Annotated in this window: 28 protein-coding genes and 1 tRNA gene; 22 read left to right on the plus strand and 7 right to left on the minus strand. The window is 73.2% G+C overall.

Going from position 1 to position 26,492, the window contains the following annotated elements; genetic code table 11:
• From J5Y09_RS10200 to J5Y09_RS10210, 3 genes are read left to right on the plus strand one after another with little or no spacing between them, the layout of a single operon-like run.
• Positions 1–1,026 carry an ABC transporter substrate-binding protein gene (locus J5Y09_RS10200; RefSeq protein ID WP_209351658.1) on the plus strand — a complete coding sequence of 342 codons (1,026 nt, stop codon included), beginning with the start codon at positions 1–3 and terminating at the stop codon, positions 1,024–1,026.
• A complete protein-coding gene (locus tag J5Y09_RS10205; RefSeq protein ID WP_209351659.1) occupies positions 1,023–3,233 on the plus strand; it encodes an ABC transporter permease in 2,211 nt (736 codons plus the stop codon). Before J5Y09_RS10200 ends, J5Y09_RS10205 begins: the two co-directional genes overlap by 4 nt.
• Positions 3,230–4,300, plus strand: coding sequence for an ABC transporter ATP-binding protein (locus tag J5Y09_RS10210; protein ID WP_209351660.1), 1,071 nt, complete (start codon positions 3,230–3,232; stop codon positions 4,298–4,300). The genes J5Y09_RS10205 and J5Y09_RS10210 overlap by 4 nt, the downstream gene beginning before the upstream one ends.
• A 45-nt stretch (positions 4,301–4,345) precedes the next feature.
• On the opposite strand, the gene J5Y09_RS10215 is transcribed toward J5Y09_RS10210, so the two are convergent.
• Positions 4,346–5,383: an AraC family transcriptional regulator gene (locus J5Y09_RS10215; RefSeq protein WP_209351661.1), complete on the minus strand. Its 1,038-nt coding sequence runs from the start codon at positions 5,381–5,383 to the stop codon at positions 4,346–4,348.
• A 318-nt stretch (positions 5,384–5,701) separates the two neighbouring features.
• On the opposite strand from J5Y09_RS10215, the gene J5Y09_RS10220 reads away from it, so the two are divergent.
• From J5Y09_RS10220 to J5Y09_RS10230, 3 genes are all read left to right on the plus strand, one after another.
• Entirely contained in the window at positions 5,702–6,595 is an 894-nt protein-coding gene (locus J5Y09_RS10220) for a dienelactone hydrolase family protein (RefSeq protein WP_209351662.1), read from the plus strand.
• A complete protein-coding gene (locus tag J5Y09_RS10225) occupies positions 6,592–7,287 on the plus strand; it encodes a hypothetical protein (protein ID WP_209351663.1) in 696 nt (231 codons plus the stop codon). The genes J5Y09_RS10220 and J5Y09_RS10225 overlap by 4 nt, the downstream gene beginning before the upstream one ends.
• A gap of 216 nt (positions 7,288–7,503) precedes the next feature.
• A complete protein-coding gene (locus J5Y09_RS10230) occupies positions 7,504–7,974 on the plus strand; it encodes a GlcG/HbpS family heme-binding protein (protein ID WP_209351664.1) in 471 nt (156 codons plus the stop codon).
• 74 nt (positions 7,975–8,048) lie between these two features.
• On the opposite strand, the gene J5Y09_RS10235 is transcribed toward J5Y09_RS10230, so the two are convergent.
• On the minus strand, positions 8,049–8,957 hold the full coding sequence (locus J5Y09_RS10235) for an acetamidase/formamidase family protein (protein ID WP_209351665.1): 909 nt from the start codon (positions 8,955–8,957) through the stop codon (positions 8,049–8,051).
• 236 nt (positions 8,958–9,193) lie between these two features.
• Between J5Y09_RS10235 and J5Y09_RS10240 the strand changes: the two genes are divergently transcribed.
• Both J5Y09_RS10240 and J5Y09_RS10245 read left to right on the plus strand, forming a co-directional pair.
• Positions 9,194–9,937 carry a DUF2786 domain-containing protein gene (locus J5Y09_RS10240; RefSeq protein WP_209351666.1) on the plus strand — a complete coding sequence of 248 codons (744 nt, stop codon included), beginning with the start codon at positions 9,194–9,196 and terminating at the stop codon, positions 9,935–9,937.
• Positions 9,934–10,365, plus strand: coding sequence for a SprT family zinc-dependent metalloprotease (locus J5Y09_RS10245; RefSeq protein ID WP_209351667.1), 432 nt, complete (start codon positions 9,934–9,936; stop codon positions 10,363–10,365). Before J5Y09_RS10240 ends, J5Y09_RS10245 begins: the two co-directional genes overlap by 4 nt.
• Before the next feature lie 37 nt (positions 10,366–10,402).
• Here the strand turns inward: J5Y09_RS10245 and J5Y09_RS10250 are convergent.
• A tRNA-Gly gene (locus J5Y09_RS10250) sits at positions 10,403–10,477 on the minus strand.
• 147 nt (positions 10,478–10,624) lie between these two features.
• Between J5Y09_RS10250 and J5Y09_RS10255 the strand changes: the two genes are divergently transcribed.
• From J5Y09_RS10255 to J5Y09_RS10280, 6 genes are all read left to right on the plus strand, one after another.
• Positions 10,625–11,596: a Bug family tripartite tricarboxylate transporter substrate binding protein gene (locus tag J5Y09_RS10255; protein ID WP_209351668.1), complete on the plus strand. Its 972-nt coding sequence runs from the start codon at positions 10,625–10,627 to the stop codon at positions 11,594–11,596.
• Positions 11,597–12,097, plus strand: coding sequence for a prolyl-tRNA synthetase associated domain-containing protein (locus J5Y09_RS10260; protein ID WP_209351669.1), 501 nt, complete (start codon positions 11,597–11,599; stop codon positions 12,095–12,097). It begins immediately after the preceding gene.
• A gap of 112 nt (positions 12,098–12,209) precedes the next feature.
• Positions 12,210–13,151 carry a tetratricopeptide repeat protein gene (locus tag J5Y09_RS10265; RefSeq protein WP_209351670.1) on the plus strand — a complete coding sequence of 314 codons (942 nt, stop codon included), beginning with the start codon at positions 12,210–12,212 and terminating at the stop codon, positions 13,149–13,151.
• Positions 13,152–13,158: 7 nt separating this feature from the next.
• A complete protein-coding gene (locus J5Y09_RS10270; RefSeq protein ID WP_209351671.1) occupies positions 13,159–13,827 on the plus strand; it encodes an LON peptidase substrate-binding domain-containing protein in 669 nt (222 codons plus the stop codon).
• Positions 13,828–13,873: 46 nt separating this feature from the next.
• Positions 13,874–14,065, plus strand: a complete 192-nt coding sequence (locus J5Y09_RS10275; RefSeq protein WP_198377133.1) for a Trm112 family protein — start codon at positions 13,874–13,876, stop codon at positions 14,063–14,065.
• Between the two features lie 4 nt (positions 14,066–14,069).
• On the plus strand, positions 14,070–14,438 hold the full coding sequence (locus J5Y09_RS10280; RefSeq protein ID WP_209351672.1) for a gamma-butyrobetaine hydroxylase family protein: 369 nt from the start codon (positions 14,070–14,072) through the stop codon (positions 14,436–14,438).
• Positions 14,439–14,537: 99 nt separating this feature from the next.
• Here the strand turns inward: J5Y09_RS10280 and J5Y09_RS10285 are convergent, their stop codons facing one another.
• The gene (locus J5Y09_RS10285) at positions 14,538–15,653 is read right to left on the minus strand and encodes an alpha/beta fold hydrolase (protein ID WP_280845435.1); all 1,116 of its coding nucleotides are present in this window, start codon (positions 15,651–15,653) and stop codon (positions 14,538–14,540) included.
• A 95-nt stretch (positions 15,654–15,748) separates the two neighbouring features.
• On the opposite strand from J5Y09_RS10285, the gene J5Y09_RS10290 reads away from it, so the two are divergent.
• From J5Y09_RS10290 to J5Y09_RS10300, 3 genes are all read left to right on the plus strand, one after another.
• The gene (locus J5Y09_RS10290; RefSeq protein ID WP_209351673.1) at positions 15,749–17,296 is read left to right on the plus strand and encodes a class I adenylate-forming enzyme family protein; all 1,548 of its coding nucleotides are present in this window, start codon (positions 15,749–15,751) and stop codon (positions 17,294–17,296) included.
• A 93-nt stretch (positions 17,297–17,389) separates the two neighbouring features.
• Positions 17,390–17,863 carry a hypothetical protein gene (locus J5Y09_RS10295; protein ID WP_209351674.1) on the plus strand — a complete coding sequence of 158 codons (474 nt, stop codon included), beginning with the start codon at positions 17,390–17,392 and terminating at the stop codon, positions 17,861–17,863.
• Between the two features lie 101 nt (positions 17,864–17,964).
• Positions 17,965–18,945 (plus strand): Bug family tripartite tricarboxylate transporter substrate binding protein, encoded by a 981-nt coding sequence (locus J5Y09_RS10300; protein WP_209351675.1) that lies wholly within the window; start codon positions 17,965–17,967, stop codon positions 18,943–18,945.
• 351 nt (positions 18,946–19,296) lie between these two features.
• Here the strand turns inward: J5Y09_RS10300 and J5Y09_RS10305 are convergent, their stop codons facing one another.
• On the minus strand, positions 19,297–20,559 hold the full coding sequence (locus J5Y09_RS10305; RefSeq protein WP_209351676.1) for a UbiH/UbiF/VisC/COQ6 family ubiquinone biosynthesis hydroxylase: 1,263 nt from the start codon (positions 20,557–20,559) through the stop codon (positions 19,297–19,299).
• 186 nt (positions 20,560–20,745) lie between these two features.
• Here J5Y09_RS10305 and J5Y09_RS10310 point away from each other — a divergent pair, with 186 nt between their 5' ends.
• Both J5Y09_RS10310 and J5Y09_RS10315 read left to right on the plus strand, forming a co-directional pair.
• Complete coding sequence (locus J5Y09_RS10310) at positions 20,746–21,084, plus strand: P-II family nitrogen regulator (RefSeq protein WP_209351677.1); 339 nt, start codon at positions 20,746–20,748, stop codon at positions 21,082–21,084.
• A 28-nt stretch (positions 21,085–21,112) separates the two neighbouring features.
• Complete coding sequence (locus J5Y09_RS10315; RefSeq protein ID WP_209351678.1) at positions 21,113–22,459, plus strand: ammonium transporter; 1,347 nt, start codon at positions 21,113–21,115, stop codon at positions 22,457–22,459.
• Between the two features lie 62 nt (positions 22,460–22,521).
• Here the strand turns inward: J5Y09_RS10315 and J5Y09_RS10320 are convergent, their stop codons facing one another.
• Positions 22,522–22,908: a carboxymuconolactone decarboxylase family protein gene (locus tag J5Y09_RS10320; RefSeq protein ID WP_209351679.1), complete on the minus strand. Its 387-nt coding sequence runs from the start codon at positions 22,906–22,908 to the stop codon at positions 22,522–22,524.
• A gap of 137 nt (positions 22,909–23,045) precedes the next feature.
• Between J5Y09_RS10320 and J5Y09_RS10325 the strand changes: the two genes are divergently transcribed.
• Positions 23,046–23,768 carry a DUF5765 domain-containing protein gene (locus J5Y09_RS10325; RefSeq protein ID WP_209351680.1) on the plus strand — a complete coding sequence of 241 codons (723 nt, stop codon included), beginning with the start codon at positions 23,046–23,048 and terminating at the stop codon, positions 23,766–23,768.
• 31 nt (positions 23,769–23,799) lie between these two features.
• Here the strand turns inward: J5Y09_RS10325 and J5Y09_RS10330 are convergent, their stop codons facing one another.
• On the minus strand, positions 23,800–24,519 hold the full coding sequence (locus J5Y09_RS10330; RefSeq protein ID WP_209351681.1) for a response regulator transcription factor: 720 nt from the start codon (positions 24,517–24,519) through the stop codon (positions 23,800–23,802).
• Positions 24,520–24,781: 262 nt separating this feature from the next.
• On the opposite strand from J5Y09_RS10330, the gene ribA reads away from it, so the two are divergent.
• Complete coding sequence (gene ribA / locus J5Y09_RS10335) at positions 24,782–25,966, plus strand: GTP cyclohydrolase II RibA (protein ID WP_432761235.1); 1,185 nt, start codon at positions 24,782–24,784, stop codon at positions 25,964–25,966.
• Positions 25,963–26,460, plus strand: coding sequence for a L,D-transpeptidase family protein (locus J5Y09_RS10340; RefSeq protein ID WP_209351682.1), 498 nt, complete (start codon positions 25,963–25,965; stop codon positions 26,458–26,460). The genes ribA and J5Y09_RS10340 overlap by 4 nt, the downstream gene beginning before the upstream one ends.
• Positions 26,461–26,492 lie beyond the last annotated feature (32 nt).

Consider the following 26,492-nt stretch of genomic DNA (forward strand, 5'->3'; position numbering starts at 1 on the left):
ATGACGATGCGCCCGATCATCCTCGCCGCCGCACTGGCGGCTGCGGCCCCGCTGCCTGCCGCCGCGCAGGGGCAGCTCAACCTCTACTGCTCGGCAACCATCGAATGGTGCACGCCGATCGCCCGCGGCTTCGAGCGGGAGACGGGCATCCGGGTGACTCTCGCCCAGAAGTCGACCGGCGAGATGCTGGCGCAGCTGCGCGCCGAGGCGCGCAACCCGCGCGGCGACGTCTGGTGGGGCGGCACCGGGGACCCGCATGTCGCGGCCGGGGAGGAAGGGCTGACCCAGCCCCACGAAAGCCCCCGCATCGCCGAGCTGCACGACTGGGCGCAGGCGCAGTGGCGCCAGACGCAGGGGCGCACCGTCGGCGTCTATGCCTCCGTGCTCGGCTTCGGCTTCAACACGGAGCTGGTCGCCCGGCGCAACCTGCCCGCGCCGCGCTGCTGGGCGGACCTGCTGAATCCCGCCTATCGCGGGGAGCTCCAGATGGCGAACCCGAATTCCTCGGGCACCGCCTACATCGTCATCGCGACGCTCGTGCAGATGATGGGGGAGGAGCCGGCCTTCGACTACCTCAAGCGCCTGCACGGCAGCATCAACGCCTATCCGCGCAGCGGCACCGCGCCCATCACGGCGGTCGCGCGGGGGGAGACGGCGCTGTCCATCTCCTTCGTCCACAACGCCGCCGAGGAAGCCGCGGCGGGCTTCCCCGTCGGCCACGCCGTGCCCTGCGAGGGCACGGGCTACGAGATCGGCTCGATGTCGATCATCCGCGGCGCGCGCAACCTCGACAACGCGCGCCGCTTCTACGACTGGGCCCTGTCGGCCGAGGCGCAGATCGCCGCGAGCCGGGAGGCGCGCAAGCTGCAGACCATGGCGAACCGCAACGTGCCGCTGACCGACGGCGCGCCCAACATGGCGACCGCGCGCATCATCGACTACGACAATGCCCGCTTCGGCGCCTCGGCCGAGCGCCGGCGCCTGCTCGCGCGCTGGGACCGCGAGGTCGGCGCACTGCCGCGATGAAGTCTCCGTCCTCTCTCTACACCTGGTCGGCGGCCGCGCTCGGCGCGATCGTCCTGCCCTGGCACATGCAGCAGGACGGCGTCGCGCTGGGCGGGCTGATGGCGCTCGGCCAGGCGGATCCGGAAGCGGCCTCGGCGCTGTGGCAGGCGATGGCGCATGGGCGCTTCTGGTTCTGGCCGGTGGTGGCCGCGCTCGCGCTCGCGCTGCCGGGCGCGCTGCCCTTCGGCACGGCGGCGCGGCGGGCGGGCTTCCTGCTCGCGGGGGCGGGGCTCGGCCTTGCCGCCATCGTCGCGCAGGGGCTCGCCATCGGCGTGCAGGGCTGGTCCATGCCCTGGCTCGAGGCGATGTTCGGCGAACTCGGGGACCGGCAGTTCGGCGTCGGCCTCGGCGGCACGATCGCCTTCGCGGGCTTCGTGCTGCTGCTGACCGACGGGCTCGCGCTGCGCGGCTTCTTCCGCGGCGACCGTTTCGTCTCGGGCGCCGTCGGCGTGCTCGTCGCCTCCATCATCCTCTTCACCGCCTGGCCGGTGACGACGGTGCTGTCGCAGATGTTCACGCCGCGCGGCGACCTTTCCACCGCCGCGGCGCTGGCCGACCGGCTGTTCGACCAGAAGATCTGGGGCCTGTCCTGCGTCGCGGCCAACGTGAATTGCGGCGTCTTCTGGAACACGCTGCTGCTGGCCACCTCCACGGCGAGCGCGGCGACGCTGCTCGGCCTGTGCTTCGCGCTGATCGTCACGCGCACCGGCTTCCCGCTGCGGCGCGGGCTGCGGCTGCTGACGGTGCTGCCGATCATCACGCCGCCCTTCGTCATCGGCCTCGGGCTCATCCTCATCTTCGGGCGCTCGGGCGTGGTGAACCAGATGGCGGAGGCGGTGTTCGGCCTGCAGCTCGGCCGCTGGATCTACGGCTTCAACGGCGTCTTCCTCGCCCAGGTCTTCTCCTTCACGCCGACCGCCTTCCTCGTGCTCATCGGGGTGGTGGAAGGCATCTCGCCGACCATGGAGGAAGCCTCGCAGACGCTGCGCGCGTCGCGCATGCGGACCTTCTCCTCCGTCACCCTGCCGCTGATGGTGCCGGGCCTCGCCAATGCCTGGCTCGTCGTCTTCGTCGAGAGCCTGGCCGATTTCGGCAATCCGATCGTGCTCGGCGGCTCCTTCGGCGTGCTCTCGACGGAAATCTTCTTCGCCGTCGTCGGCGCGCAGCAGGATTTCGGCCGCGCCGCGGTGCTCGCCGCGGTGATGCTGGTGGTGGCGCTCGTCGCCTTCATGGTGCAGCGCGCGGTGGTCGGCACGCGGTCCTATGTCTCGATGACCGGCAAGGGCGATGTCGGCCTGCCGCAGCCCCTGCCGCGCCGCGTCAAGGTCGTCGCCTTCGCCGTCGCCATCCCCTGGGCGGTGCTGACCATCGTGGTCTACACCATGGCGCTCGCCGGCGCCTTCGTGCGCGTCTGGGGGCGGGACTGGACGCCGACGCTGTCGCATTTCCAGCGCGCCTTCGCCCTGGAATGGGCGCCTTCGGGCGGGCTGATCTTCGCCGGCGGCGCGTGGCATTCGCTGTTCACCACCATCCAGCTCGCCGCCATCGCGGCGCCGCTCACCGCCGGGCTCGGCCTGCTGGCCGCCTGGGTGCTGACGCGCCAGCGCTTCGCCGGGCGCACGGCGCTGGAATTCGCGCTGATGCTGACCTTCGCCGTGCCGGGCACGGTGATCGGCGTCGCCTACATCCTGACCTACAACATCCCGCCGCTCGAGATCACGGGCACGGCCACGATCCTCGTCGTCTGCTTCGTGTTCCGCAACCTGCCGGTCGGCGTGCGGTCCGGGGTGGCGGCCATGAGCCAGCTCGACAAGTCGCTGGACGAGGCCGCGGTGACGCTGCGCGCCTCCACCTTCCGCGCCATCCGCACGGTGGTGCTGCCGCTGCTCAAGCCCGCCATCGTCACCGCGCTGGTCTATTCCTTCGTGCGCGCCATGACGACGGTCTCGGCCGTCATCTTCCTCGTCTCGGCGGAGTATGAGATGGCGACCGTCTTCATCATCAACCGCGTCATCAACGGCGACTACGGGCTGGCCATCGCCTATTGCGCGGTGCTGATCGTGCTGATGATGACGGTGATCGGGCTGATCAACCTTCTCGTGGGCCGGCGCCGGCTCGGCCGCCGCCAGGCCGCCCCGCCCGCCCTTCCGGCCGGAGGCCGCGCATGAGCCACGCCATCGCGAAGCCCGGCGCCGAGGTGCGCCTCGAAGGCATCGGCAAGCGCTACGGCGCGGTGCAGGCGGTCAAGCCGCTCGACCTCGTCATCGAGGGCGGCACGCTCGTCACGCTGCTCGGCCCCTCGGGCTGCGGCAAGACGACGCTGCTGCGCATGATCGCGGGGCTGGAACAGGCGACCGATGGCCGCCTATTCATCGGCGGGCGCGACGTGACGCTGCTGCCGGCCGGGGCGCGCAACGTCTCCATGGTGTTCCAGTCCTACGCCCTGTTCCCGCACATGAACGTGCTGGACAACGTCGCCTACGGCCTCGTCTCCTCCGGCATGCGCAAGCGCGACGCGCATGGGCGGGCCGAGGCGGCGCTCGAGACGGTGGGCCTCAAGGGCTTCGGCGGGCGCCTGCCGTCGGAGATGTCGGGCGGGCAGCAGCAGCGCGTCGCGGTCGCCCGCGCCCTGGTGCTGGAACCCGAGGTGCTGCTGTTCGACGAGCCGCTGTCGAACCTCGACGCGCGGCTGCGGCGCAGCATGCGGGAGGAGATCCGCGCGCTGCAGCAGCGGCTCGGCCTCACCGTCGTCTACGTCACGCACGACCAGTCCGAGGCGCTTGCCGTGTCGGACCGCATCGTCGTGATGCGCAACGCCGAGATCGCCCAGGCCGGCACGCCCGAGGAACTCTACAGCCAGCCCAACTCCGTCTTCGTCGCGACCTTCATGGGGGAGGCGAACCGCGTCTCCGGCCGGATCGAGGCCATCATCGGCGATCGCGCGCGGGTGGCGCTCGGCGGCCTCGTGCTCGACCTGCCGGCGCGCGGGCTTCCGGCCGGGCCGGTCGACATCGTCATCCGGCCCGAAGCGGTTCGCGTCGCGGCGCCGGGCCAGGATGCGCTGCCGGCCCGCGTCGCGCGCGCGACCTATATGGGATCCCATGCCGAGTGCCACTTCGAGACCGAGGTCGGCCCGGTCTTCGTCGTCGCGCCAAGGACCGCTGCCCGGCTGCGGCCGGGGGAGGAGGTGGGCCTCGTGCTCGACCCCGAGGGCGTGGTGCTCGTTGCGCCCTGACCGCCGCCGCGCCGGTCGGGCGGGCTCGTCCGACCGGAAATTGCCCTAGTCGCGCGACGCGCGCCTGAGCGCCTCGGCCGGCGCCTCCCCGAAGCGGCGGCGATAGGCGGCGCCGAAGCGCGAGAGATTGGTGAAGCCGTGGCGGCGCGCCACCGCGGCGACGGACGCGCCGTCCAGCCGCAGCGCGTCCCGAACGCTGTCCAGCCGGGCGGCGTGCAGCGCGCCGAGCGGCGTCGTGTCGCGGAAGCGCCGGAACACGTCGTTCAGGGTGCGGACGCTGCACCCGGCCGCGGCCGCGACCTGCGCGACGCGGACAGGCTCGACGGCATGGACGCGCATGAATTCCTCGGCGCGGCGCAGATACGCCGGCACCGCGCCGCCCGTCCGCGTCTCCATCTGGTCGGAGTAGCTGTGCGGCACGGCGCGCAGCAGCAGCGCCACCAGCAGGTCGGTCGTCGCGGCCAGGGCGACGGGATTGTCCGCCACGCCCTCCGGGCTGCGGAACTCCTCCAGCACCACGTCGAGCTGGCGCTTGAGGCTCGTCGCCAGGCCGCCCTTCCAGGGCAGCGCGGGACGGAACTCGAGCGGCTGGCGCAGGCGGCGGTCGAGCGCGTGCTCCAGCGCCTGCTCGACCTCCTGCGCCCTGACGAAGACATTCGCGCGGGCGCTGCCGTCGCTCATCAGCACGCGGGTGCGCTGGCCGGGGCGGAAGGCAAGGCCCTGCGCGGCGTCGCTCGTCGTCGCCTCGCCGTCCCGGATGAGCGTCAGCCCACCCCGCAGCGGCATCGTCACGCAGAACAGCGCGCTGTCCTCGCCCTCGATGGCGACCTCGGTGGCGAAGCGGCTGTCGGCGAGGCTTACCACGAGCGCCCCGGCGCTGCGGATCGCCATGGTGAAGATCGGATCCGCGAACCGCATCCGCCACACGGCGCGGTCCTGCAGCCGGTACCTGTAGACCTGGCCGGAGGGAGGAAGGCGGCTGCTGACCTGCGACCGCAGGCCGAGCTCCGCGGGGTCCGTCGAACTGACGACGTCGAACAGCGGAAGCGACCCCGGATCGATGTTGCCCATGCCGAAAGACATGCGATTTGGTCCCGTCCCGGCGCCCTTGCACGTGAAGCAATCAGTATCCGGTTGCCGGGGATAGACGAATTCCGCAGCGACCATACGGAATGCGCAGCAAAGCTAGCGCGACTGCATCGCGGCGTCTTCAGACATCACGGTTCCGTGAGATTTTGTCTCGAACGCGCCTGGCGCCGCGGGCAATGCCCGCGCCCGGCACTGGAACGAGGCGGCACGCATGAAAAACTCTCGTCGGCCGGCGGACAGGCGGGGCACGGAACCCGCCCGGCCTCGCGGCAGGGTGGCCGGCGGCGGCTCCCATGCGATGGATGGCGGCCGGTGACCTCGCGCGGGGGCGCGCGGGGCTTCGTCGCGGCGGCGCTCGCGACGATGCTCCTCATGCCTGGCACCGGCCTCGCCGACGGGCGCGACCTGGTGCGCGACCTGGGCCTGCTCTGGCTCCCCGATGCGCCGCCCGCCGGCGAGCCGATGCCCGTGGTCGTGGCGATCCACGACACGACCGGGATCGACGCGCGCGGCTGGCGCTACGCCGAGCAGATCACGGCGGCCGGCATCGCGGTGCTGCATGTCGACCTGCTCGACACCTCCGCCGAGGATGGCGGCCCCGGCGACCCGGCCGCCGATGCGGGCGATGCGCTGGACCGCCTGCGCGTCGTGTCGGCGATCCTCGCCGCGGATCCGCGCTTCGCTTCGGCACCGGTCGGCCTGCTCGCCTTCGGTGGCGCGGGCGAGACGGCGATCCGCGCCGCGACCGACCCCGAGGCGGGCGGACGCGTCGCGGGGCTGGCGCTGCTCTATCCCGGCTGCGCGGGGCTCCAGCCGGGCGAAGGCCGCGCGCCGCGCGCGCCCGTCCTGCTGCTGCATGGCGATGCCGACCCGGCCAATGCGCCCGCGGACTGCATCGCCCTTGCCGTGGGCCTGGCGCGCCTGGGGCCGGTGCGGCGCATCGAATACGCCGGCGCCGGCTATGCCTGGGACCTGACGCCCTCGGGCCAGTACGAGGTGCCGAACCTGCCCTGGCCGCGCCGCGCCGGGCAGCGCGTCGGCGTGCGCCACTGGCCGCAGGGCGCGGAACTCTCGGCGACGCAGGTGGCGAGCTTCTTCGCCGCGCGCCTCGCGCTCCGGGATGGGGCCCAAGCCGGGCCCGAGGCGAGCCGGCCCGCCCGCGCGCGGATCCGGCCCATCGTGACCGTGACAGGAGAATTGCCATGACGACGTTCCGTCTTGCCGCGGCCGCGCTGGCCGTCGGCTTCGCCGCCGCGCCGGCCGCCGCCGACGACTACGTGACCTACGAGCATCTCGACGTCACCCTCGCCGCCGCGCCGGACTGCCGGAACAGCGGATTGGTGAGCCTGCCGTCGTCCTGGCGCAGCGGCGACGGCGCCGTGGTCCTGGTGACGCGGGAGCCGCTGCTCGATGCCGCGCGCGACCAGCTGGTGGCGGTGCTGCTGGACCAGCGCGCCGCGGTGTTCGAATTCATGCCGGTGCCGTGCGGGCCGATCGCCGCGGGGCGTGACGCAGTCGCCGCCGGCGCGCTGGGTGCGCTCGACGCCATCACGCGCGTCACGGGCGCCGGGCCGGTGGTGGCGATCGGCTACGGCCGCGACAGCGCGGCGGTGCTGGATGTCGTCGGCATGCGGATGGCGGGCGGGGCCGGCGAGGGCGGGCCGCGCTATGTCGGCGCGGTCGCGATCGGCGCCGGCGCGCCGGGCTTCGCGCGGGATGCCGGCCGGCGTGACGGGGACGACGTGCCGCTGCGCCTGGCCGCGCTGTGCGATGCCCTCGCCGCCTGGGCCGGCCACATGGGCGCGACGGAGGAGCGCGCCATGCCGGCCGCGACCGCCGAGGGCTGCCATGCCGGCATGGCGGAGGGACGGCCGGAGGCCCGCGCCGCGCGGCGCTGAGCCGCGGGACCGCCGCGGCGGCCGGACATGCCGCCGAGGCGGGCGGCCTTGGGCCGCGCCCGCCGGATCGGATGTCGTTTCACGCGCGCCGTCGCCGCGCCGCCGTGCCAGGGTGTCGCCGCACGGGCCAGGGCAAGGTTCGGTCACGCTGACCCGGCGTGACCGGATCGTGCCGCAGGGATCCTCCGGCCCGCCGCAGGGAAGGGAACGACAGGCATGAAAAGACGGCTCCTGATCGCGGCGCTCATGGCCTCGGCGGCCACGGGCGCCTTCGCGCAGGGCGCGCCGCCGCCCTATGGCGCCCCCATCGCCATCGAGGATGCGCGCCGCGTCGTCGCCGCCGCCCTGGCCGAGGCCACGCGGCAATCGCTTCCGATGGCCGTCGCGGTCGTGGACAGCGGCGGGCATCTCGTCGCCTTCGAGCGCGCGGACGGCACGCAGCTGGGCTCCATCCGCGTCGCGCAGGAGAAGGCGCGCACATCGGTCGAGTTCCGCCGCCCGACCAAGGCGTTCGAGGACGGCATCGTGGGCGGGCGCAACGCCATCCTCGGGCTTGGCGTGATGCCGATCGAGGGCGGCATCCCGCTGCTGCGCGACGGGCGCGTGATCGGCGCCATCGGCGTGTCCGGCGGCACCGCGCCGCAGGACGGGGTCATCGCGCAGGCCGGCGTCGCCGCGCTGAGGTGACGATGGGGATCGGCCCCGGCGCCCGTCCGCGCCGGGGCCGGCCGCAGCCGGTGCGATCCCGCGGCCGCCCGCGCCTACCGCCTCGTCAGCCAGCGCTTGGCGATGCGGCAGGCAACGGTGAAGGCGGGATTGAAGACGTTGCCGACGTCGTAGCGGACGACCTGGCCCATCAGGTGGCTCGCGGCGCGGGCGTCCAGGCCGTAATCCTCGCCCAGCCAGCGCGACATCTCGGTGGTGGCGTGCTGCAGCGCCTGGTCGAGCGGCCGGGCGTTGCCGACGGTGAAGATGTCCTCCGCCGTCTCGCCGCGCGGCCAGGTGATCTTCCGCTTCAGGACGCGGAAGGTCACCTCCATCTCGAAGGACGTCTCGATGCCGGTGCCGGTGATCTCCCCATCGCCCTGGCAGGCATGGCCGTCGCCCAGGTAGAACAGCGCGCCGGGCACGCTCACGGGGAACCAGGCCGTCGTGCCCGGCGCGAAGAGGCGGTAGTCCATGTTCCCGCCGTTCTGCGCGCTGGTCGCGGTGGACAGCGCCTGCCCGCCCGCCGGCGCGACACCGAAGCAGCCGATCATGGGCTGGATCGGCGGCGCGAAATCCTCCAGCCCCTGCACCGCTTCCCGCAGCCGCACCGTCCCCGCCGCGCGGTCGATGTCCCACACCGCGCGCTGCTGCGGCGGCCGGTCGATGATCGCGGCCGGGTCCAGCACGGTCAGGGCGAGCGGCGAATAGGTCCAGCCGGTCGCCCGGCTCGGCGTCAGCCGGTCGATCCGCACGGCGAGCGTGTCCCCGGGCTCCGCACCCTCGATGAAGAAGGGGCCGGTCATCGGGTTCGGCCGGCTGCCGACGGCGACCTCCCGCGCATCGAGGCCGGAGGCGTCGAGCGTGTCGGTCACCACCGTGTCGCCATCGGCGACGCGCAGGCAGGGCTCGGCGACGCCGATCGCGTTGAAGTAGCGCGTGGGACGGAAGTGGTGCGTGGCCATGGGGCTCCCCGGGGAGATCTCGCCGGCAGGGGCCGACCGGTCCGCGCCTGGGCTGCTCCCGCCACGCTAGGAAGGGGGTCGCGTGGCGGTCAAGGCGCGGCGCCGGATGCCTCGGCGCTTGCGCGCGGCGGATGCGCCGCCAAGATCGACAGTGATTGGACCGAATGCGGGGGGCACCCCGCTGCGCGGCGCGCGACGGACCGGCCTTCACGCAACGCGAACGAGGCGCAGGAGCGGTGAGCCAGCAGACCGAACTCGACAGGGTGAAGGGCCGCATCCGCGCCCTGGCGGCGCGCACGGTGGATCGCGGCTGCTCGGAGGCCGAGGCCCTCGCCGCCGCGCAGAAGATCGGCGAGCTGCTCGAGATCTACGGCCTGACCATGTCCGAGGTGGAGCTCCGGCAGGAGGCCTGCATCCAGCGCCAGGTCGTCTTCGAAGGGCCGCGGCTGCAGGCGCTCGGCACCATCTTCCTGCCCATCATCGACCTGACCGAGACCAAGGGCTGGATGGTCGGGCGGAACACCTTCGTCTTCTTCGGGCTAGAACCCGATGTGCTGATGGCGGAGTACCTGCTGCACGTCGTCGCGCGCGCGGTCGACCACGAGGAAGCGGCCTATCGCGCGAGCGACGCCTACCGGCAGGGGCGCGCGACGCCGCAGAACCGGCTGCGCAGCTTCCGCTACGGCTTCGCCGAGCGCGTGTCCAGGCGCATCGCCGATCTCGCCGCGCATCGCCGCGCGGCGGAGGAAGCGGCGCGGACGCCGACCGCCTCGGGCACCGCCCTGGTGCTGGTGAAGCGGCGGCTGATCGCCGAGGGCTTCAGGGACCTCGGGATCCGGCTGCGCACCAGCTACACGACGCGCACCGTGCGGGACGGGACGGCGTATCGGAACGGGATGGAAGCCGGCGGGCGCGTCAGCCTCGAGCGGCCGGTCGACGGCGCGTCCGGCGCGCCCGCCCTGCCGCGCCGGCCGCGATGACGAGCGCGCGCGACCGGCGGCTCTATGCCTGGGAGAACCGGGTCGTGGCGCCGCTGGACCGCTCGGAGGTGCCGTTCGAGCGGATGCAGGCGATCGTCGACCATGTCTGGGCGGCGGAGGGCCTGAAATGGCCGCCGCGCGTGCGGGCGCGCAAGGCATCCCGGGCGACGCTCGCGACCGGAAGCCGCCTGGCGATCGAGGCGCCGGCGAGCCTGCCGAGCTGGGTCCTGCTGCACGAGATCGCGCATGCGCTGACCAGCACGGCGGAGGGCGCGGGCGACGGCCACGGCCCCGACTTCGTCGGCACCTATGTCCGGCTGCTGGTGCGCCACTGCCGGATGGACCGGGCGATGCTGGAGGAGACGCTCGCGGCCGATGGGATCCGTTGGAACCCGGAGGCGCGGCCTGCCTTCGTCGATGGGGCGTGAGGCGCGCGCGGCGCGGAGGGCATCGGATGCGGAAAAGTGGAGCGGGCGAAGGGATTCGAACCCTCGACCCCGACCTTGGCAAGGTCGTGCTCTACCCCTGAGCTACGCCCGCGCTCCGTGCGGGCGGCGCTAATGGCACGGGTCGCGGGGGATTGCAACCCACCCCGAGCGACCCGCCCCGCACCCCCTCTCGACAGGCCCGCCGCGCCGGCGCGATCCTGCCCGCCCACGGCACACCGCCGGGAGGAAACGGAACACCATGAACCGCCGCACGCTCCTCGGCGCCGCCGCCGGCGCCCTCGCCCTTCCCGCGCTTCGCCCGGCCGCCGCCCAGCCGCTCGACCGGCCGGTGCGCATCGTCGTGCCCTTCGCCCCCGGCGGCACCTCGGACATCCTGGCCCGGCTGCTCGCCCCCGCGCTGACGCAATCCTTCGGCCAGAACGTGGTGGTGGAAAACCGCACCGGCGCGGGCGGCAACATCGGCGCCGACCTGGTCGCGAAATCGGCGCCGGACGGGCACACGCTGCTGCTGATCGACGTCTCGACGCTGGCGACCGCGCCCTCGCTCTACACGCGCCTGCCCTTCGACCTGAAGCGGGACCTCGCCCCGGTCACCATGCTGATCTACGCGCCCTACATCCTGGCGGTGCATCCTTCGGTCCCGGCGCGCAACGCGGCGGAACTCGTGGCCTATGCCAAGGCCAACCCGACGCGCGTCAATGTCGGCCATGCCGGCATCGGCGTGGGCAACCACCTCACCGGCCTGCTTCTCACCCAGCATTGGGGCGCGGACCTGACGCAGGTGCCCTATCGCGGCGGCGCCGCGGCGCTGACCGCCGTCGCGGCGGGGGAGGCGCAGATGCTCATCAACGGCGCGACCGCCACCGCGCCCTTCTGCAAGCAGGGCACGCTCCGCCCCATCGCCGTGACCGGCCCGGCGCGGCTGGCCGACTTCCCCGACGTGCCGACCTTCGCCGAGCTCGGCTGGCCGGCCGCGCAATCGGGCACCTGGCAGGGCGTGCTGGCGCAGGGCGGCACCCCGGCGCCCATGGTCAACCGCCTGGCCACCGACCTGCGCGCCGCCATGGCCGTGCCCGCGACGGCCGAGCGCATCACGGCGCTGGGCGCCGTCAACAAGGTCGAGGGGCCGGACAGCTTCCGCGCCTGGCTCGATGCCGAGATCGAGGTCTGGGCCGGCGTCGTGCGCGCCAACAACATCCGACTCGACTGAATGGCCGAGACGCCGGAAGGGCTGCTCGCCCGCCTCGCGGCGGCCGGCATCGCGGCCGAGACGCGCCACCACCCGCCGGTCTTCACCGTGGCGGAAAGCCGGGACCTGCGCGGGGAACTCCCGGGCGGGCACACCAAGAACCTTTTCCTCAAGCCGGCGAAGGGGGAGGGGCCCTTCCTCCTCGCCACGCTCGAGGAGGAACGCCAGGTCTCGATCAACGCGCTCGCCCGCATCGCCGAGGCCGGCAAGGTCCGCATGGCGAGCGCCGAGGAACTGATGGCCACCCTCGGCGTCCCGCCCGGCTCGGTCACGCCCTTCGGCCTGGTGAACGCCGCGCCGGGCAGCGTGCGCTTCGTGATGGACCGGCATCTGGCCGAGGGGTTCGCGCGGATCTGGGTGCATCCGCTGACCAATGCCGCGAGCACCGGCCTCGCGCCGGCGGACCTGCTGGGGTTCCTGGCCGGGCTGGGGCATCCGGCCACGCTGCTCGACCTCGGCTGACGGGGCGCCTCGACCCGCGCGCGGGCCCGGCGTATGTCCCCGGACCGGCCCAGCCGCTTGCCGAACCGGCGCGGCGACGCATCTATTCGCAAAGACTAGAGGAATGCCCGCCATGGAAGTCCTGTTCGACCCCGCCCGACAAGCTGGACCCGGCGCGGCCGGCGACGACGTCATCAAGGACGGCGACCAGAAGACCTTCATGCAGGACGTCGTCCAGGCCTCCCGCGAGGTCCCGGTCCTGGTCGATTTCTGGGCGACCTGGTGCGGCCCCTGCAAGACGCTGACCCCGGCGCTCGAGAAGGTGGTTAGGGCCGCCGGCGGCCGCGTCCGGCTGGTCAAGGTCGACATCGACAAGAACCGCCAGCTGGTCGCCCAGCTGACCCAGATGGGCCTGCCGCTGCAGTCCGTGCCGACGGTCGTCGCCTTCTGGCAGGGCCAGATCCTGGACCTGTTCCAGGGCGCGCTGCCGGAATCGGAGGTGAAGCGCTTCATCGAGGGGCTGCTCAAGGCCGCCGGCGGCCAGATGCCCGGCGCCGACCTGCTGGCGGAGGCCGAGGCCGCCGTCGCGCAGGGCGACCACGCCGCCGCGCTCGAGCTGTACGGCGCGCTCGCCCAGCAGGAACCGGAGAACGCCAAGGCCTTCGCCGGCGTCGCCCGCGCCCTGCTGGCGCTGGGGGAGGATGAGCAGGCGAAGGCCGTGCTCGACAACGTCCCCGACAAGATCAAGGAGGCGGCCGAGATCGCCGCCGCCCGCAGCGCCATCGAGATCGAGGTCGAGGGCCGCCGCGCGCGGGAGATGCGCGCCGAGTTCGAAGGCCGCATCGCCGCCGACCCGGACGACCACGCCGCGCGGATCGAGCTCGCCACCGCGCTGAACGCCGCGGGCGACCGCGACGGCGCCGTCGACGCGCTGATGGAGGCGATCCGCCGCGACCGCGCCTGGAACGAGGAAGCGGCGCGCAAGCAGCTGCTGAAGTTCTTCGAGGCCTGGGGCTTCGACGACCCGGCGAGCAAGGCCGGCCGGCGGAAGCTCTCGACGCTGCTGTTCAGCTGACCGGCGCATGGCGCCCTTCCACCCGCGGCTGGCCGACCTGCCGGAGGAGATCGCGGTCTTCCCGCTCTCCGGCGCGCTGCTGCTGCCGCAGGGTCGGCTGCCGCTCAACATCTTCGAGCCGCGCTACCTCGCCATGACGCTCGACAGCGTGGCGAAGGGGCGCGTCTTCGGCATGGTGCAGGCGGACCCGCGCGCGCCGCGCGGGGCGACGGGGCCGGGGGTGTATCGCATCGGCTGCCTCGGGCGCCTGTCATCCTTCAGCGAGACGGATGACGGAAGGCTGCTGATCACGCTGACCGGCCTGATCCGCTTCCGCATCGCCGAGGAACTGCCGCTCGCCGAGGGCGGCTACCGTCGCGTGCGGGCGGACTACGCGGATTTCTCGCGCGACCTGCTGCTCGACGGCCCCACCCCGGCCTTCGACCGGGAGGAGCTGCTCGGCGCGCTCCGCCCCTATTTCCGCGCGCGGGGGATCGACGCGAACTGGGAGGCGGTGGAGCAGATGGCCGACGCCATGCTCGTCACCACCCTGTCCATGGTCTGCCCCTTCGAGGTGCCGGAGAAGCAGGCGCTGCTCGAGGCCCCCGATTGCGGGGAGCGGGCGCGCATGCTGGTGGCGCTGATGCGCATGGGCGCGGCCGCCAACGCCCCGCCGCCCGAAGGCCGCCCGAGCTGAACACCCGGCGGGCCGCCGCGCCCGCATCGACAAGGAGGCGCTGAACGTGCCCGAGACCCACCCCGAAGCGATCGACCCGAGGCTGCTCGAGATCCTGGTCTGCCCCGTCACCAAGGGGCCGCTGCGCTACGACCGCGAGAAGGGCGAACTCGTCAGCGAGCGCGCCGGCCTCGCCTACCCGATCCGCGACGGCATCCCGATCATGCTGCCGGACGAGGCGCGCAAGCTGAACGGCTGAGACGATGTCGGCCGCGCCGACCGAGATCCGCCTCAAGCGCGCCGAGCAGGCGCTCGAGGTCGCCTTCCCCGACGGCGCGCGCTTCCGCCTGCCGGCGGAATACCTGCGCGTGGAAAGCCCGAGCGCCGAGGTGCAGGGCCATGGCCCGGGCCAGAAGGTGATCGTCGCCGGGCGCCGCCATGTCGGCATCCTGCGCGTGGAGGCGGTGGGCAACTACGCCGTGCGCATCGTCTTCGACGACCTGCACGACACGGGCATCTACTCCTGGGCCTATCTGCGCACGCTGGGGGAGGAGCAGGAGGCGCGCTGGGCGACCTACCTCGCCGAACTCGGCGCGCGCGGCCTGTCGCGGGAGCCGCAGCGGCGGGCATAGGCGCGACGGCGGCCCGCGCGGCCGCCTCGCGCATCAGCCGCGCGCCGTGTCCGAGCGGCTGGTTCACCGCTCCGGCGTGCCGCCTTCGCGGATCAGCCGCTAGGCCGCCTTCAGGAAATCCAGCAGCAGCGCGACGGTCTCCGCCGGCTTCTCCTGCTGCACCCAATGCCCGGCGCCGGGCACCAGGTGCGTGCCGCGCCAATCCGCCGTCGCGCGGGTTTCCATCGCCGCCAGCGCGCCCGGCGCCTGCTGCACGCCCCAGTCCCGCGCGCCGCCGATGAAGCAGGCGGGGATGCGGATGCGCGCGCCGGCGAAGGCCTCCATCTCCATGTTCGTGCCGGTGAAGCGCGTGCGGTACCAGTTCAGCCCACCCTGGAAGCCGCTGCGCCCGTATTCCTGCGCGTAGACCGCCGTCTCCGCCTCGCTCATCCAGCCGCAGGCGGCGATGGCCTCGGGGGATGGCATCTCATGCGCCACGGTCTGCGGCATCGTCTCGGCCAGGTCCATCACGTAGTAGGTGGGCAGCTTCGCCAGTTCCTCCGCCGTCCAGCCCTTCAGCGGATGGACGTCGTTGCCCGCCCAGTCGCCCGACTTGTGGTGGTAGTAGGCGCGGAAGAAGGCGTGCAGCCCCTGCGGGCTCGCCATCAGGTCGCCATTCGCCGGGCGCGTCGCGTAGTACCAGTGGTAGTGCTTGCGCGGCCGCGGCAGCGCGGCGAGGTCGGCCGCGATGTCCCGCGCCGGCGCGCGCGCCGAGCTGCCGATCGCCGGCGGCCCGGCGAAGGGCGCGCTCATCAGCGCGACGCGGGAGAACACGTCCGGCCGCACGAGGGCGCAGTGGGCGGCGACGGGCGACCCGAAATCATGCCCGATCACGGCGTGCAGCCGGTCGATCCCCAGCGCGCCGAGCAGCGCGAGCTGGTCGCGGATCAGGTTGAACAGCGCGAAGGGGCGCAGCTCGGCGTCGTAGGCGTCGTCCCAGCCGGTGGTGCGGCCATAGCCGCGCTGGTCCGGCGCGATCACGTGGTAGCCGGCCTCGGCCAGCGGCAGCATCACCTTCCGCCAGGAATAGGCGAGCTCCGGAAAGCCGTGCAGCAGCAGCAGCGCCGGCCGGCCGGGATCGCCGGCCTCCAGCACATGCATGGTCAGGCCGTTGATGCCGGGCACCATCCGCGCGCGGATGCCGGCGGGCAGGGTGCGTGTGCTGAGCGGGTCCATCGAGGTCTCCTTCCCCGCCGCCATCCGGCCCGCGAAGCGCCGCGCGATCAAGCCCCGGTTTGACGCGCGCCGCCGCGCGCCGGATGGTCCGCGCCATGCGGGATGGAATCGCCTGGTCGAACGACCTTCTCACCCTGGCCGCGCGCTTCGCCGGCCGCGTCGCCGTCACCGACGGCGTCGCAACGATGGACTACGCGACGCTGTCCGCCCGCGCGCATGCGCTGGCGCACCGGTTGCGTGCCGCGGGCCAGCGTGCGGGCACGCCGGTGGCGACGTTGGTGCCCAACGGCATCGACGCGCCCTGGGTCAGTTGCGGCGTGACCATCGCCGGCGCGGCGGAGGTCGCGGTCAACGCGCATTCCACCGATGCGGAAATCCTCTGGTACGCGGAACTGGCGGGCTTCCGGCGCATCCTGGCACCCGCCGCGCAGGCGGCGCGGCTGGCGGGCCTCGGCCTCGATCCCTGGCCGATCGAGCAGATCGCGCCCGACCCGGCCGCCGTTGCGCTGCCGCCCGTGCCCGCGGACGCCTGGGGGCGGATCATCTTCACCTCCGGCACGACCGGGAAGCCCAAGGCCATCGTGCACACCCATGGCGGGCGCTGGACGGCGCACCTGCTGCAGCGCGCGGTGCTGCCCTTCACGCCGGGCGAGGGCGACCGCGTGCTGCTGATGACGCCCTTCGTGCACGGCGCATCCCTGATCACGGCCGCTTGGCTGGAACAGGGGGCGGAGGTGGTGCTGCAGGACGGCGTGCGCGCCGACCGCCTGGCCGCCGTGATGGAGGGCACGCCGCCGGCCGCGATCTTCGCCCCGCCCACGGTGCTGGCGAAGCTGCTTTCGCTGTATCCGGGCCGGCGCTTCGAGGGCGTGCGCGTGATCTTCTGCGGCACCGCGACGCTGGCGCGGGAATTGTGGCAGCGCGCGGCGGAGGCCTTCGGCCCGGTGGTGCGCGTCACCTACGGCATGAGCGAGTGCTTCAATCCCATCACCGTGCTGGAACCGGCCGAGGTCGCGGCGGCCATGGCGGAACCCGATGACGGCCTCGGCGCCAATCTCGGCTGGCCGGCGCCGGGGGTGGAGGTCTCGATCCGCGGCGAGGACGGCGGCGCGCTGCCCCAGGGCGAGGCCGGCGAGATCTTCCTGCGCGCCCGCCACATGACGGGCGGCACCATCACCGCCGCGGGCTTCGCGGCGCGGCCGCCGGGCGGCTGGCACCGCACCGGCGACCTCGGCGCGATCGACCGGCGGGGGCGGCTGCGCCTGTCCGGGCGGGCTGCGGACCTGATGAAGACCGGCGGCTACCGCGTGCATCCTTCCGAGATCGAGGCGGCACTCGACGGCGCCGCGGGCGGCCAGGCGATCTGCGTGCTCGGCCTGCCGTCCGACTATTGGGGGGAGGTGGTGGTGGCCGTGGCGGAAAGCCCGCCGCCGGGCTGGGAGGACGCGGCGCGGGGCAGGCTCGCCGCGCTCGCCCGCCCGAAGCATCCGCGCGCCTTCGTCGCCCTGGCCGAATTGCCACGCAACGCGCAGGGCAAGGTCGTGCGGGCGCGGGTGCGGGAGGCGGTGCTGGAGCGCCACGCGCTCGAGGACGGTCCGCATCCGCGGCTTGTGGCGCGGCGGCCGCAGTCGCCCGCGCGCTGACGCGATTTTCACAATCCTCATGGCAGGCTTCTTGCGCATCGCGCCGCCACGGCGAAATGTTCCGCCCATCGCCAGACCAGGAGACCGTCTTCCATGGCCACCCGTCGCGCCCTGATCGGCGCCGCTGTTCTCGTCGCGCTCGGCGCCGGCGGCGTCGCGGCGCAGAACTACAACCTCCGCCCGTCCTTCGGGACCGCGAACCTGCGCTTCAACTTCGCCCCGGACCCCTTCGTGGTGAACGTGACCGCCGGCGGCACCATCCCGGCCGAGCGCATCGGCGGCCCGGGCTGCGTCGGTTCCATCGCCCAGGCGCCGGATGTGCGGCTGAACTACACGGCGGGCGGTGGCCTGCCGCTGTGGATCGGCGCCCGCTCGAACGGCGACGTGACGCTGGTCGTCAACCTTCCGAACGGCCGCTGGATCTGCAACGACGACTTCCAGGGCACCAACCCGGGCATCGTGCTGCGCCAGCCCATGTCCGGCCAGTACGACATCTGGGTCGGTCATTACGACCGCGGCCGCGGCGTGCCGACGCAGGTCTTCTTCTCGGAAGTGCCGCCGCGCTGAGCGCGGCCGCCCGCCCCGCCCTTGCCGGGCGGGGCGCGGCATGCTGATAGGCGCGGATCAGGCGGGCCAACCGCCGCCCACCGGTCCGGGAGGATCCCCGCATGTCCATCCAGCGCCGCGCCGCGCTTGCGCTTCTCGGTTCATCCGTCGCCGCCATCCCCGCCGCGCGGGCGCAGCAGGCGCCCTGGCCCAACCGGCCGCTGCGCATCGTCATCCCCTGGCCGCCGGGCCAGGCGACGGACCTTGCCGGCCGCGTCATCGCGCAGCGCCTGTCCGAGAAGCTCGGCCAGCCGGTCGTGCCGGAAAACCGCGCCGGCGCGGGTGGGACGATCGGCACGGACGCGGTCGCGAAGTCGGCGCCGGACGGCTACACGCTGCTCGCCGGGTCCTCCGGCCCCTACACCATCGCGCCGCTGCTCCAGCGCCTGCCCTACGACACGACGCGGGATTTCGCGCCGATCGCGATGTGGGGCGTCTCCCCCTACCTGCTCGTCGTGAAGCCTGATTTCCCGGCCAATACGATCGAGGAATTCGTGGCGCTGCTGAAGGCGCGCCCCGGGCACTACACCTTCGGCTCCTCCGGCCGGGCCGCGACCGCGCACCTGATCATCGAGGCCTTCAACGCCCGCGCGGGCGTCGATGCCCTGCACGTGCCCTTCGCCGGCAGCGCGCCGTCCATGACCGCGCTGGTCGGCGGGCAGATCCACTATTCGATCGAGACGCTGGCGGCGACCTTCCCGCTGGTGCGGCAGGGCGCGCTGAAGGCGCTCGGCATCTCGCTCAAGGACGGCAGCACGCTGGCGCCGGGCGTGCAGCCCTTCGCCCGCGCGGCGGGCTTCGAGGGCTTCGACGCCGGCGCCTGGGTCGGCCTGGTGGCCCGCGCCGGCACGCCGGCGCCGATCGCCGAGCGCCTGGCGCAGGAAGTCGAGCAGGGCATGGCCGACCCGGCCGTGCGCTCGCGCTTCGAGAGCATCTTCGTCGAGCCCGTGCCGCGCGGCCCGGCGGCCTTCGCGAGCTACCTGCAGGAACAGCGCGCGCTGTTCCAGGGCATCATCGAGCGGCAGAACATCCGTCTCGAATAGCCGCGCGGAGCGCGGCTGGTTTCTTGCCCTCAGACGGCGGGCGGGCCGCTTTTGCTTGTCCCTCAGACGGCGGGCGGCCCGCATCCGCGGGCCTTGCCTTCGCGGCGTGAACCGTCGCGCCGCGGGCGGCTGACGGTCTGGGCGCGGTCGCGCTTCGCGCTCGCGGCCCGAGGCATCGCCTCGGGCCGTTTTCCTTTGTCCCTCAGACGGCGGGCGGCCCGCATCCGCGGGCCTTGCCCTCGCGCCCTGGGCTGTCGCGCCGGGGACGGCTGACAGGCTGGGCGCGGTCGCGCTTCGCGCTCGCGGATCGCGGCGGCGCCGCGATCCGTTCATGTTCGTCGCTGGCCGTCGTCAGTCCGCCCCGGCGCCGCGGACCATCGGCTGGCCCGCGAGCAACCCCGTCGCACCCCCCAGCCCCATCGCGCGCGCCGCGAAGAAGCGCTTGAGCCGCGGCATCCGGTCCACCGCCGCGATGCCGAGCCGCCGCGCGATCCGCACCGGCGGCAGGGAGGAGGAGAACAGCCGCTCCAGCACATGCGTCGCCCCCAGCATCAGCAGCCCGTCCGGCCGCCGCGCCGCCTGGTAGCGTGCCAGCACCGCAGCGCCGCCCGGATCCTCGCCCGCGTTCACCGCCTCGATCACCAGCTCGGCCAGCGCGGCGACGTCGCGGAAGCCCAGGTTCAGCCCCTGGCCGGCGATCGGGTGGATGCCGTGCGCCGCGTCGCCCACCAGCGCCATGCGCTCGGCCGTGTAGCGCGCGACATGCATCGCCGTCAGCGGGTAGGACCAGCGCCGGCCGATCGGGGTCACGCGCCCCAGATGCTCGCCGAGCCGCGCCTGGATCTGCCGCGCATAGGCGGCGTCGTCCAGCGCGAGGCAGCGCCGCGCGATCGCCGTGCGCTCCGTCCAGACGATGGCGCTGACATGCGGATGGCCGGCGATGCCGTTCATCGGCAGCTGCGCGAAGGGCCCGTGCGGCAGGAACTGCTCCAGCGCGATGCTGTTGTGCGGCTTCTCATGCGCCACCGCGCCGACGATCCCCATGCAATGGTAGTCGAGCCGCGCGGCGGGGATCCCGGCCTCCCGCCGCAGCACGGAATTGCGGCCCTCGGCGCCGACGACGAGCCGCGCGCGGATCTCCTGCCCGGTCGACAGCCGCACCAGCGCGCCGTCCGGCCCGCGCGTGACGGTCGCGGTCGCGGGCGCGAAGACCGACAGCTCCGGCAGCAGCGGCAGGCGGGCGTTCAGCGCGACGCGCAGGCCGCGCGCCTCGACCATCCAGCCGAAGGGGTCCTCCCCCACCTCGGCATGGTCGAAATGCAGCGAGAGCGGCGAGGCGGGCTCGCCCGGCCGGCCATCGGCCACGCGGATGCCGAGGATGGGGCAGGGCGCCTCGGGCAGCCTGTCCCACACCCCGGCGGCGTCCAGCAGGCGCTTCGAGGTCAGGGCGATCGCATAGGCGCGGCCGTCGAAGTCCGGCATCTCCATGGGCGGCAGCGGCGCGGCGTCGATGACGGCCGCGCGGACGCCGCCGGCGGCGAGCGCGGCGGCAAGGGTGGCCCCGACGGGACCGGCGCCGAGGATGCAGACCTCGACCTCGAGGGTGGTGTTCATGGATGCAATCTAGGCGGGCATTGCGCGCCTGCCAGCCTGCCTTCTGCATAGGCAATCGCACAATTGTTCGGCGCCTGCGCGGAAATCCATGACGCGGCGCAGCGGAACCCATGGCGATCGCGCTGTGGCACGGCTCTTGGAAGCCACTCCCGCCAGTCCCGCCGCAGAAAGGAACAGGACGGCGCCATGAAACTTGTGATGGCTGTGATCAAGCCCTTCAAGCTTGACGAGGTGCGCGAGGCGCTCACGCCCCTCGGCGTGCAGGGGCTGACGGTGACCGAGGTGAAGGGGTTCGGCCGGCAGAAGGGCCAGACCGAGATCTACCGCGGGGCCGAATACCACGTGAGCTTCCTGCCCAAGGTGAAGATCGAGGTCGCCGTCCCGGCCGAGCTCGCCGACGCCGTGGTCGAGGCGATCGCCTCGACCGCGCGCACCGGCAAGATCGGCGACGGCAAGATCTTCGTCCTCGATGTGGAGCGCGCGCTGCGCATCCGCACGGGCGAGACCGACAACTCGGCTCTCTGACGGGCCGGCGACCATGCACGGAAAGGACATGACGACGGTGAAGCGCATGATCGCGCGCGGCGGCCTCGCCGCACTGGCCCTGGCGTTCGCGGCGCTGCCCGCGATGGCGGCCGACGACCCCAAGGTGGATACCGGCGACGCCGCCTGGATGCTCACCTCCACCGCGATCGTCCTGATGATGACGATCCCGGGCGTGGCGCTCTTCTACGCGGGCATGGTCCGCAAGAAGAACGTGCTCGCCACCATGATGCAGTCCTTCTTCATCTGCGGCCTCGTCTCGGTGCTGTGGATGGTGGCGGGCTACTCGCTCGCCTTCGGCAATGGCGGCGCCTACATCGGCGACTTCTCCCGCATCCTGCTGAACGGCCTGGCCGAGAACTGGGACAAGCCCTTCACGCTCGGCACGGGCGACGCGACCGTCGCATTCACCATCCCCGAATCGCTCTTCGTGATGTTCCAGATGACCTTCGCGGTCATCACCGCCGCGCTGATCACCGGCGCGGTCGCGGACCGCATGAAGTTCTCGGCCCTGGTGCTGTTCATCTCGCTCTGGACGCTGCTGGTCTACAGCCCGGTCGCGCACTGGGTGTGGCATCCCTCGGGCTGGCTGTTCGTGGACGGCGCGCTGGACTTCGCGGGCGGCACGGTGGTGCACATCAACGCCGGCGTGGCGGGCCTCGTCGCGGCACTCGTGCTCGGCAAGCGCGTGGGCTTCGGCACCGAGAACATGGCGCCGCACAACCTCGGCCTCGCCGTGATCGGCGCCTCGCTGCTCTGGGTGGGCTGGTTCGGCTTCAATGCCGGCTCGGCCGGGTCCTCGGGCGGCGGCCGCGCGGCGATGGCGATGCTCGTCACGCAGGTGGCCGCGGCCGGCGCCGTGCTCGCCTGGGTCTTCGCCGAGTGGATGATCAAGGGCAAGCCGTCCGTGCTCGGCGCGATCTCCGGCGCGGTCGCCGGCCTCGTCGCCATCACGCCGGCGGCGGGCTTCGTGCTGCCGGGCTCGGCGCTGATCATCGGCGTCGTCGCGGGCATCGCGGGCTACTGGGGCGCTACCGCGCTCAAGCACGCGCTCGGCTACGACGACAGCCTGGACGCCTTCGGCGTGCACGGCATCTGCGGCATCGTCGGCGCGCTGCTGGTGGGCTTCCTCGCCTACGGCCCGCTCTCGGCCACCACCGCAGCGCCGGACGGCAGCTCTGGCTCGATGGCGCAGTTCATCAAGCAGTGCACCGCGGTGGGTGCGACGGTCGTTTTCACTGCGGTGGCGACCTTCGTCCTGCTCAAGATCGTGGACGTCATCGTCGGCCTGCGCGTGACCGAGGAAGAGGAGCGCGAGGGCCTCGACGTGACGATGCACGGCGAGCGCATCAACTGAGGCGCGCGGCTCCACGTCGCGCCTGAGCGGCGGGCCCGGGGAGAGATCCCCGGGCCCTTTCGCTATTCGAAGGCCGGGTCGACCGGCACGCGCAGCGCCTCGGCCAGCCGGTTCGTCTCCGCCGCCATGCCGAGGATTGCGAGCAGTTCGCCGTGCATCTCCTCCGTCATGCCCTTCGCCCGCGCCGCGGCGGTGTGGGAGGCGACGCAATAGGCGCAGCCCGCCGCGGCGGACGCGGCGAGGTAGAGCATCTCCTTCACCAGCGGGTCGAGCGCGCCCGGCGCCATCACGCGGCGCAGGCTCTCCCAGGTCCGCGCCAGCGTCGGCGGATGCACCGCCAGCGCCTTCCAGAAGTTGTTCACGTCGGCGACGCCGCGCGCGGCCTTGATGTCGTCGTAGACGGCGCGCACCTCGGGCGATGCGTCGGCATACTCGATCAGGCGGGTCATGCGTTCCTCGCGTCGTGGATCCGGGTGGCGACAGCCTAGCGCAGCGCGGCGCCGGATGTTCCGCCGCCGGCCCGCCGGGTGACAGGCGCGCCCGTTCGGGCAGAGTGGCGGCGGGAGGACCGCCGATGTGCTGGTCGATGGAAGCGACCGTTGCGATGGTGGCGACCGGCACCGTCGCGACCGCCGTCACGATCCGCCGCGGGGACCCGCCCGCCATCCCGGTCGTGCTCGGCTGGTTCACGCTGATGGAGGCGCTGCAGGCCGCCGGCCATGCGCGCGTCGACCGCTGCGGCGACCCGGCGAACCAGGCGGTCGCGCTGCTCTCCTACCTGCACATCGCCTTCCAGCCCTTCTTCATCAACGCCTTCGCCCTGTGCCTGGTGCCCGCGCCGGTGCGGCGCGGCGTGCGGGTGGCGGTCTGGATCGCCTGCGGCGCCTCGGCCGCGGTGATGCTGCTGCAGGTCTATCCCTTCGGATGGGCGGGCGCCTGCCGTGCGGGCAGCGTGCTGTGCGGGCCCGGGCCCTGCGTCGTCTCGGGCGACTGGCACATCGGCTGGAGCATCCCGCGCAACGACATGCTCGCGATGGTCTCGGGCCTGCCGATCATCGCGAACGGCTTCCCGACCTACCTCGCCACGGCCTTCCTGCTGCCGTTGCTGTACGGCGCCTGGCGCTTCGTGCTGTTCCACGCCCTGGCGGGGCCGGTGCTGGCCTCGCTGCTCACCTCGAACGCGAACGAGATGCCCGCGATCTGGTGCCTGTTCTCGATCGGGATCACGCTGGCGAGCCTGAGCCGCCCGATCCGGGCGGGGCTCGAGACGCGGTCGTGGTTCCTGTGGCCCGCCGCCTGGCGGGCGTGAGGCGCGCCATCCTGGCGCGCGCCGCGGCGCGTCAGGCGGCGTAGGAGGACGCCGGGTCCAGTTCCAGCCGGTAGCCGCCGGATTCCGTCACGAGCAGCCGCGCATCGGCGGGGTTCAGCTCGATCTTCTGGCGCAGGCGGTAGATGTGCGTCTCGAGCGTGTGGGTGGTGACGTGGCTGTTGTAGCCCCACACCTCGTTCAGCAGGATCTGCCGCGGCACCGGCTTGCCGCCGGCGCGGTAGAGGAACTTCAGGATCGCGGATTCCTTTTCCGTCAGCCGCAGCCGCTTGCCGCGCGACGGGTCGTGCAGCTGCTTGGCGGAAGGGCGGAACAGGTAGGGCCCGATCTGGAAGATCGCATCCTCGCTGCTGTCGTAGACGCGCAGCTGGGCGCGCATCCGCGCGAGCAGCTCGCTCATGCGGAAGGGCTTGGCGATGTAGTCGTTCGCCCCGGCATCCAGCCCGCTGACGATGTCCTGCTCGCCGTCCGAGCCGGTGAGCATGATGACCGGCATCCGGTACCCGCCGCGGCGCAGCCGCGTGCAGAATTCCCGGCCGTCGCCGTCCGGCAGCGTCAGGTCCAGCAGGACAAGGTCGTACCGCGCGCCCGAGCCCGCGAGCCGGGTCTCGGCATCGGCGAGCGAGGCACTGACGGCGGGCTCGAAATCCCCTTCGTGACCCAACTGTTCCGCGAGCGTTTCGGCAAGCGCGGAATCATCCTCGATGATCAGCACAGGGCGTGGCCCCGACATCCCCCGTCTTCCTCTATCTCAGCACGCCCCGCGCGGTCCCTCGCCGGGTACGTCAGCCCCGCGAGAGGTATGCCGTGCCAAGCCGGCTTGTGCCAGCCGTAGGACCGTTCGGGAAGCAAAATCGCGCATGTGTGATTGACGCCGGTTGCATCTGGACGCTTCCGTCGTGCGTACCACATCCCGAAGGCCCCCAGGGATGCCAGAGGGCCCACCCCCGGTTGCCTTTGGCACGCCATATTCCCGGCGCGCCATGGATCGAAGAATGGAACGCCAGACCATGACGCCTCCCGGCCAGCTCGCGACTGACGAGACGCTTCCCGTCGTGACCGCCGAGCCCGCGGCGCTCGCCCTGCGCGCGGTGCATCGCGCCATGGCCGAGCTGCGCCGCGGCACGCCCGTGCTGCTGCGGGGCGCGGATGCCTGCCTGCTGGTCGTCGCGGCCGAGACGGCGGGCGCGCGCGGGCTCGCCGACCTCGCTTCCGCCGCGCTCGGCGCGCCGGTGCTGCTGCTCGCCCCCGCCCGCGCCGCCGCCGTGCTGCATCGCCCCGTGCCCCATGCGGTCGATGACGAAGGCGCCGTCGCGCTGCGCCTGCCGCCCGCCCTGCTGGCGCCCGAGGCGCTGCGCAGCCTGGCCGACCCTACCGCCGAGCGCCTGCTGCCCGAGGCGCCCGAGCGCGTCGCCGTCCCCGCGCTCGCCCAGGCGGCGATCGCGCTCGCCAAGCTCGGCCGGCTGCTGCCCGCCCTGGTCGCCGCCCCGGCGACCGAGGCCGGGGCCGACCGGCGCGGCCTGCTGACGGTGCAGGCCGCCGACGTGCTGGCCTATCCGACCACCGCCGCCACCACCCTGACCCGGGTGGCCGAGGCGCGTGTGCCGCTCGAGGACGCGCCCGAGGCGCGCATCGTCGCCTTCCGGGCCGCCGATGGCGGCATCGAGCACCTCGCCATCCTGGTGGGAGACCCGGAGAGGACCGCCGCCGAGGGCGGCGCGCCGCTGGTGCGCGCCCATTCCGAATGCTTCACCGGCGACCTGCTGGGCAGCCTGCGCTGCGATTGCGGCCCGCAGCTGCGCGGCGCCATCGCCCGCATGGCCCAGGACCCGGCCGGCGGCGTGCTGCTGTACCTGGCGCAGGAAGGCCGTGGGATCGGCCTGGTGAACAAGCTGCGCGCCTATACGCTGCAGGATGGCGGGCTCGACACGCTCGATGCCAACCGGGCGCTGGGCTACGGGGCGGACGAGCGGAACTTCCTGGTGGCCGCCACCATGCTGCGCGCCGTGGGCGTGGAGCGCGTGCGCCTGCTGACCAACAACCCCGACAAGATCGCCGGCCTGTCCGCCTGCGGCATCGCGGTGCAGGGGCGGGAGGCGCATGCCTTCGACCCGAACGGGGTGAATGACGGCTACCTCAAGACCAAGGCGCGCCGCTTCGGGCACCTGCTGCCGGAATGAGCGACACCGCCCGCGTCACCGCGGACGGCCTGCTGCGCTTCCGGGGTGAGACGCTGCGCTGCGCGATCGGCGCCGGCGGCATCCGTGCCGCGAAGCAGGAAGGCGATGGCGCGACGCCTGTCGGGCTGCTGCCGCTCCGCCGCGTCTTCTGGCGGGCCGATCGCGGCCCGCGCCCGGCCTGCGCCGTCCCGGCCGAGCCCCTGGCCCCCGACGATGGCTGGTGCGACGACCCCGCCCATCGCGACTACAACCGCCCCGTCCGCCTGCCCCACCCCGCCCGCCATGAGCGCCTGTGGCGGGAGGATGCCGTCTATGACGTGATCGGCGTGCTCGGCTGGAACGACGCGCCGGTGCTGCGCGACCGCGGCAGTGCCATCTTCCTGCATGTGGCCCGCCCCGGCCTTCCGCCGACTGAAGGCTGCGTCGCCATGCCCGAGCCCGAGTTGCGCCGCCTGCTGGCCGCCGGCCTCGCCGGCCTGGAAATCGTCGGCTAGAAGTCCCGGGTCCCAAGGGCCATTCGGCCTCC

This window comes from Roseomonas nitratireducens, assembly GCF_017813355.1.
Taxonomy (GTDB): Bacteria; Pseudomonadota; Alphaproteobacteria; order Acetobacterales; family Acetobacteraceae; genus Neoroseomonas; species Neoroseomonas nitratireducens.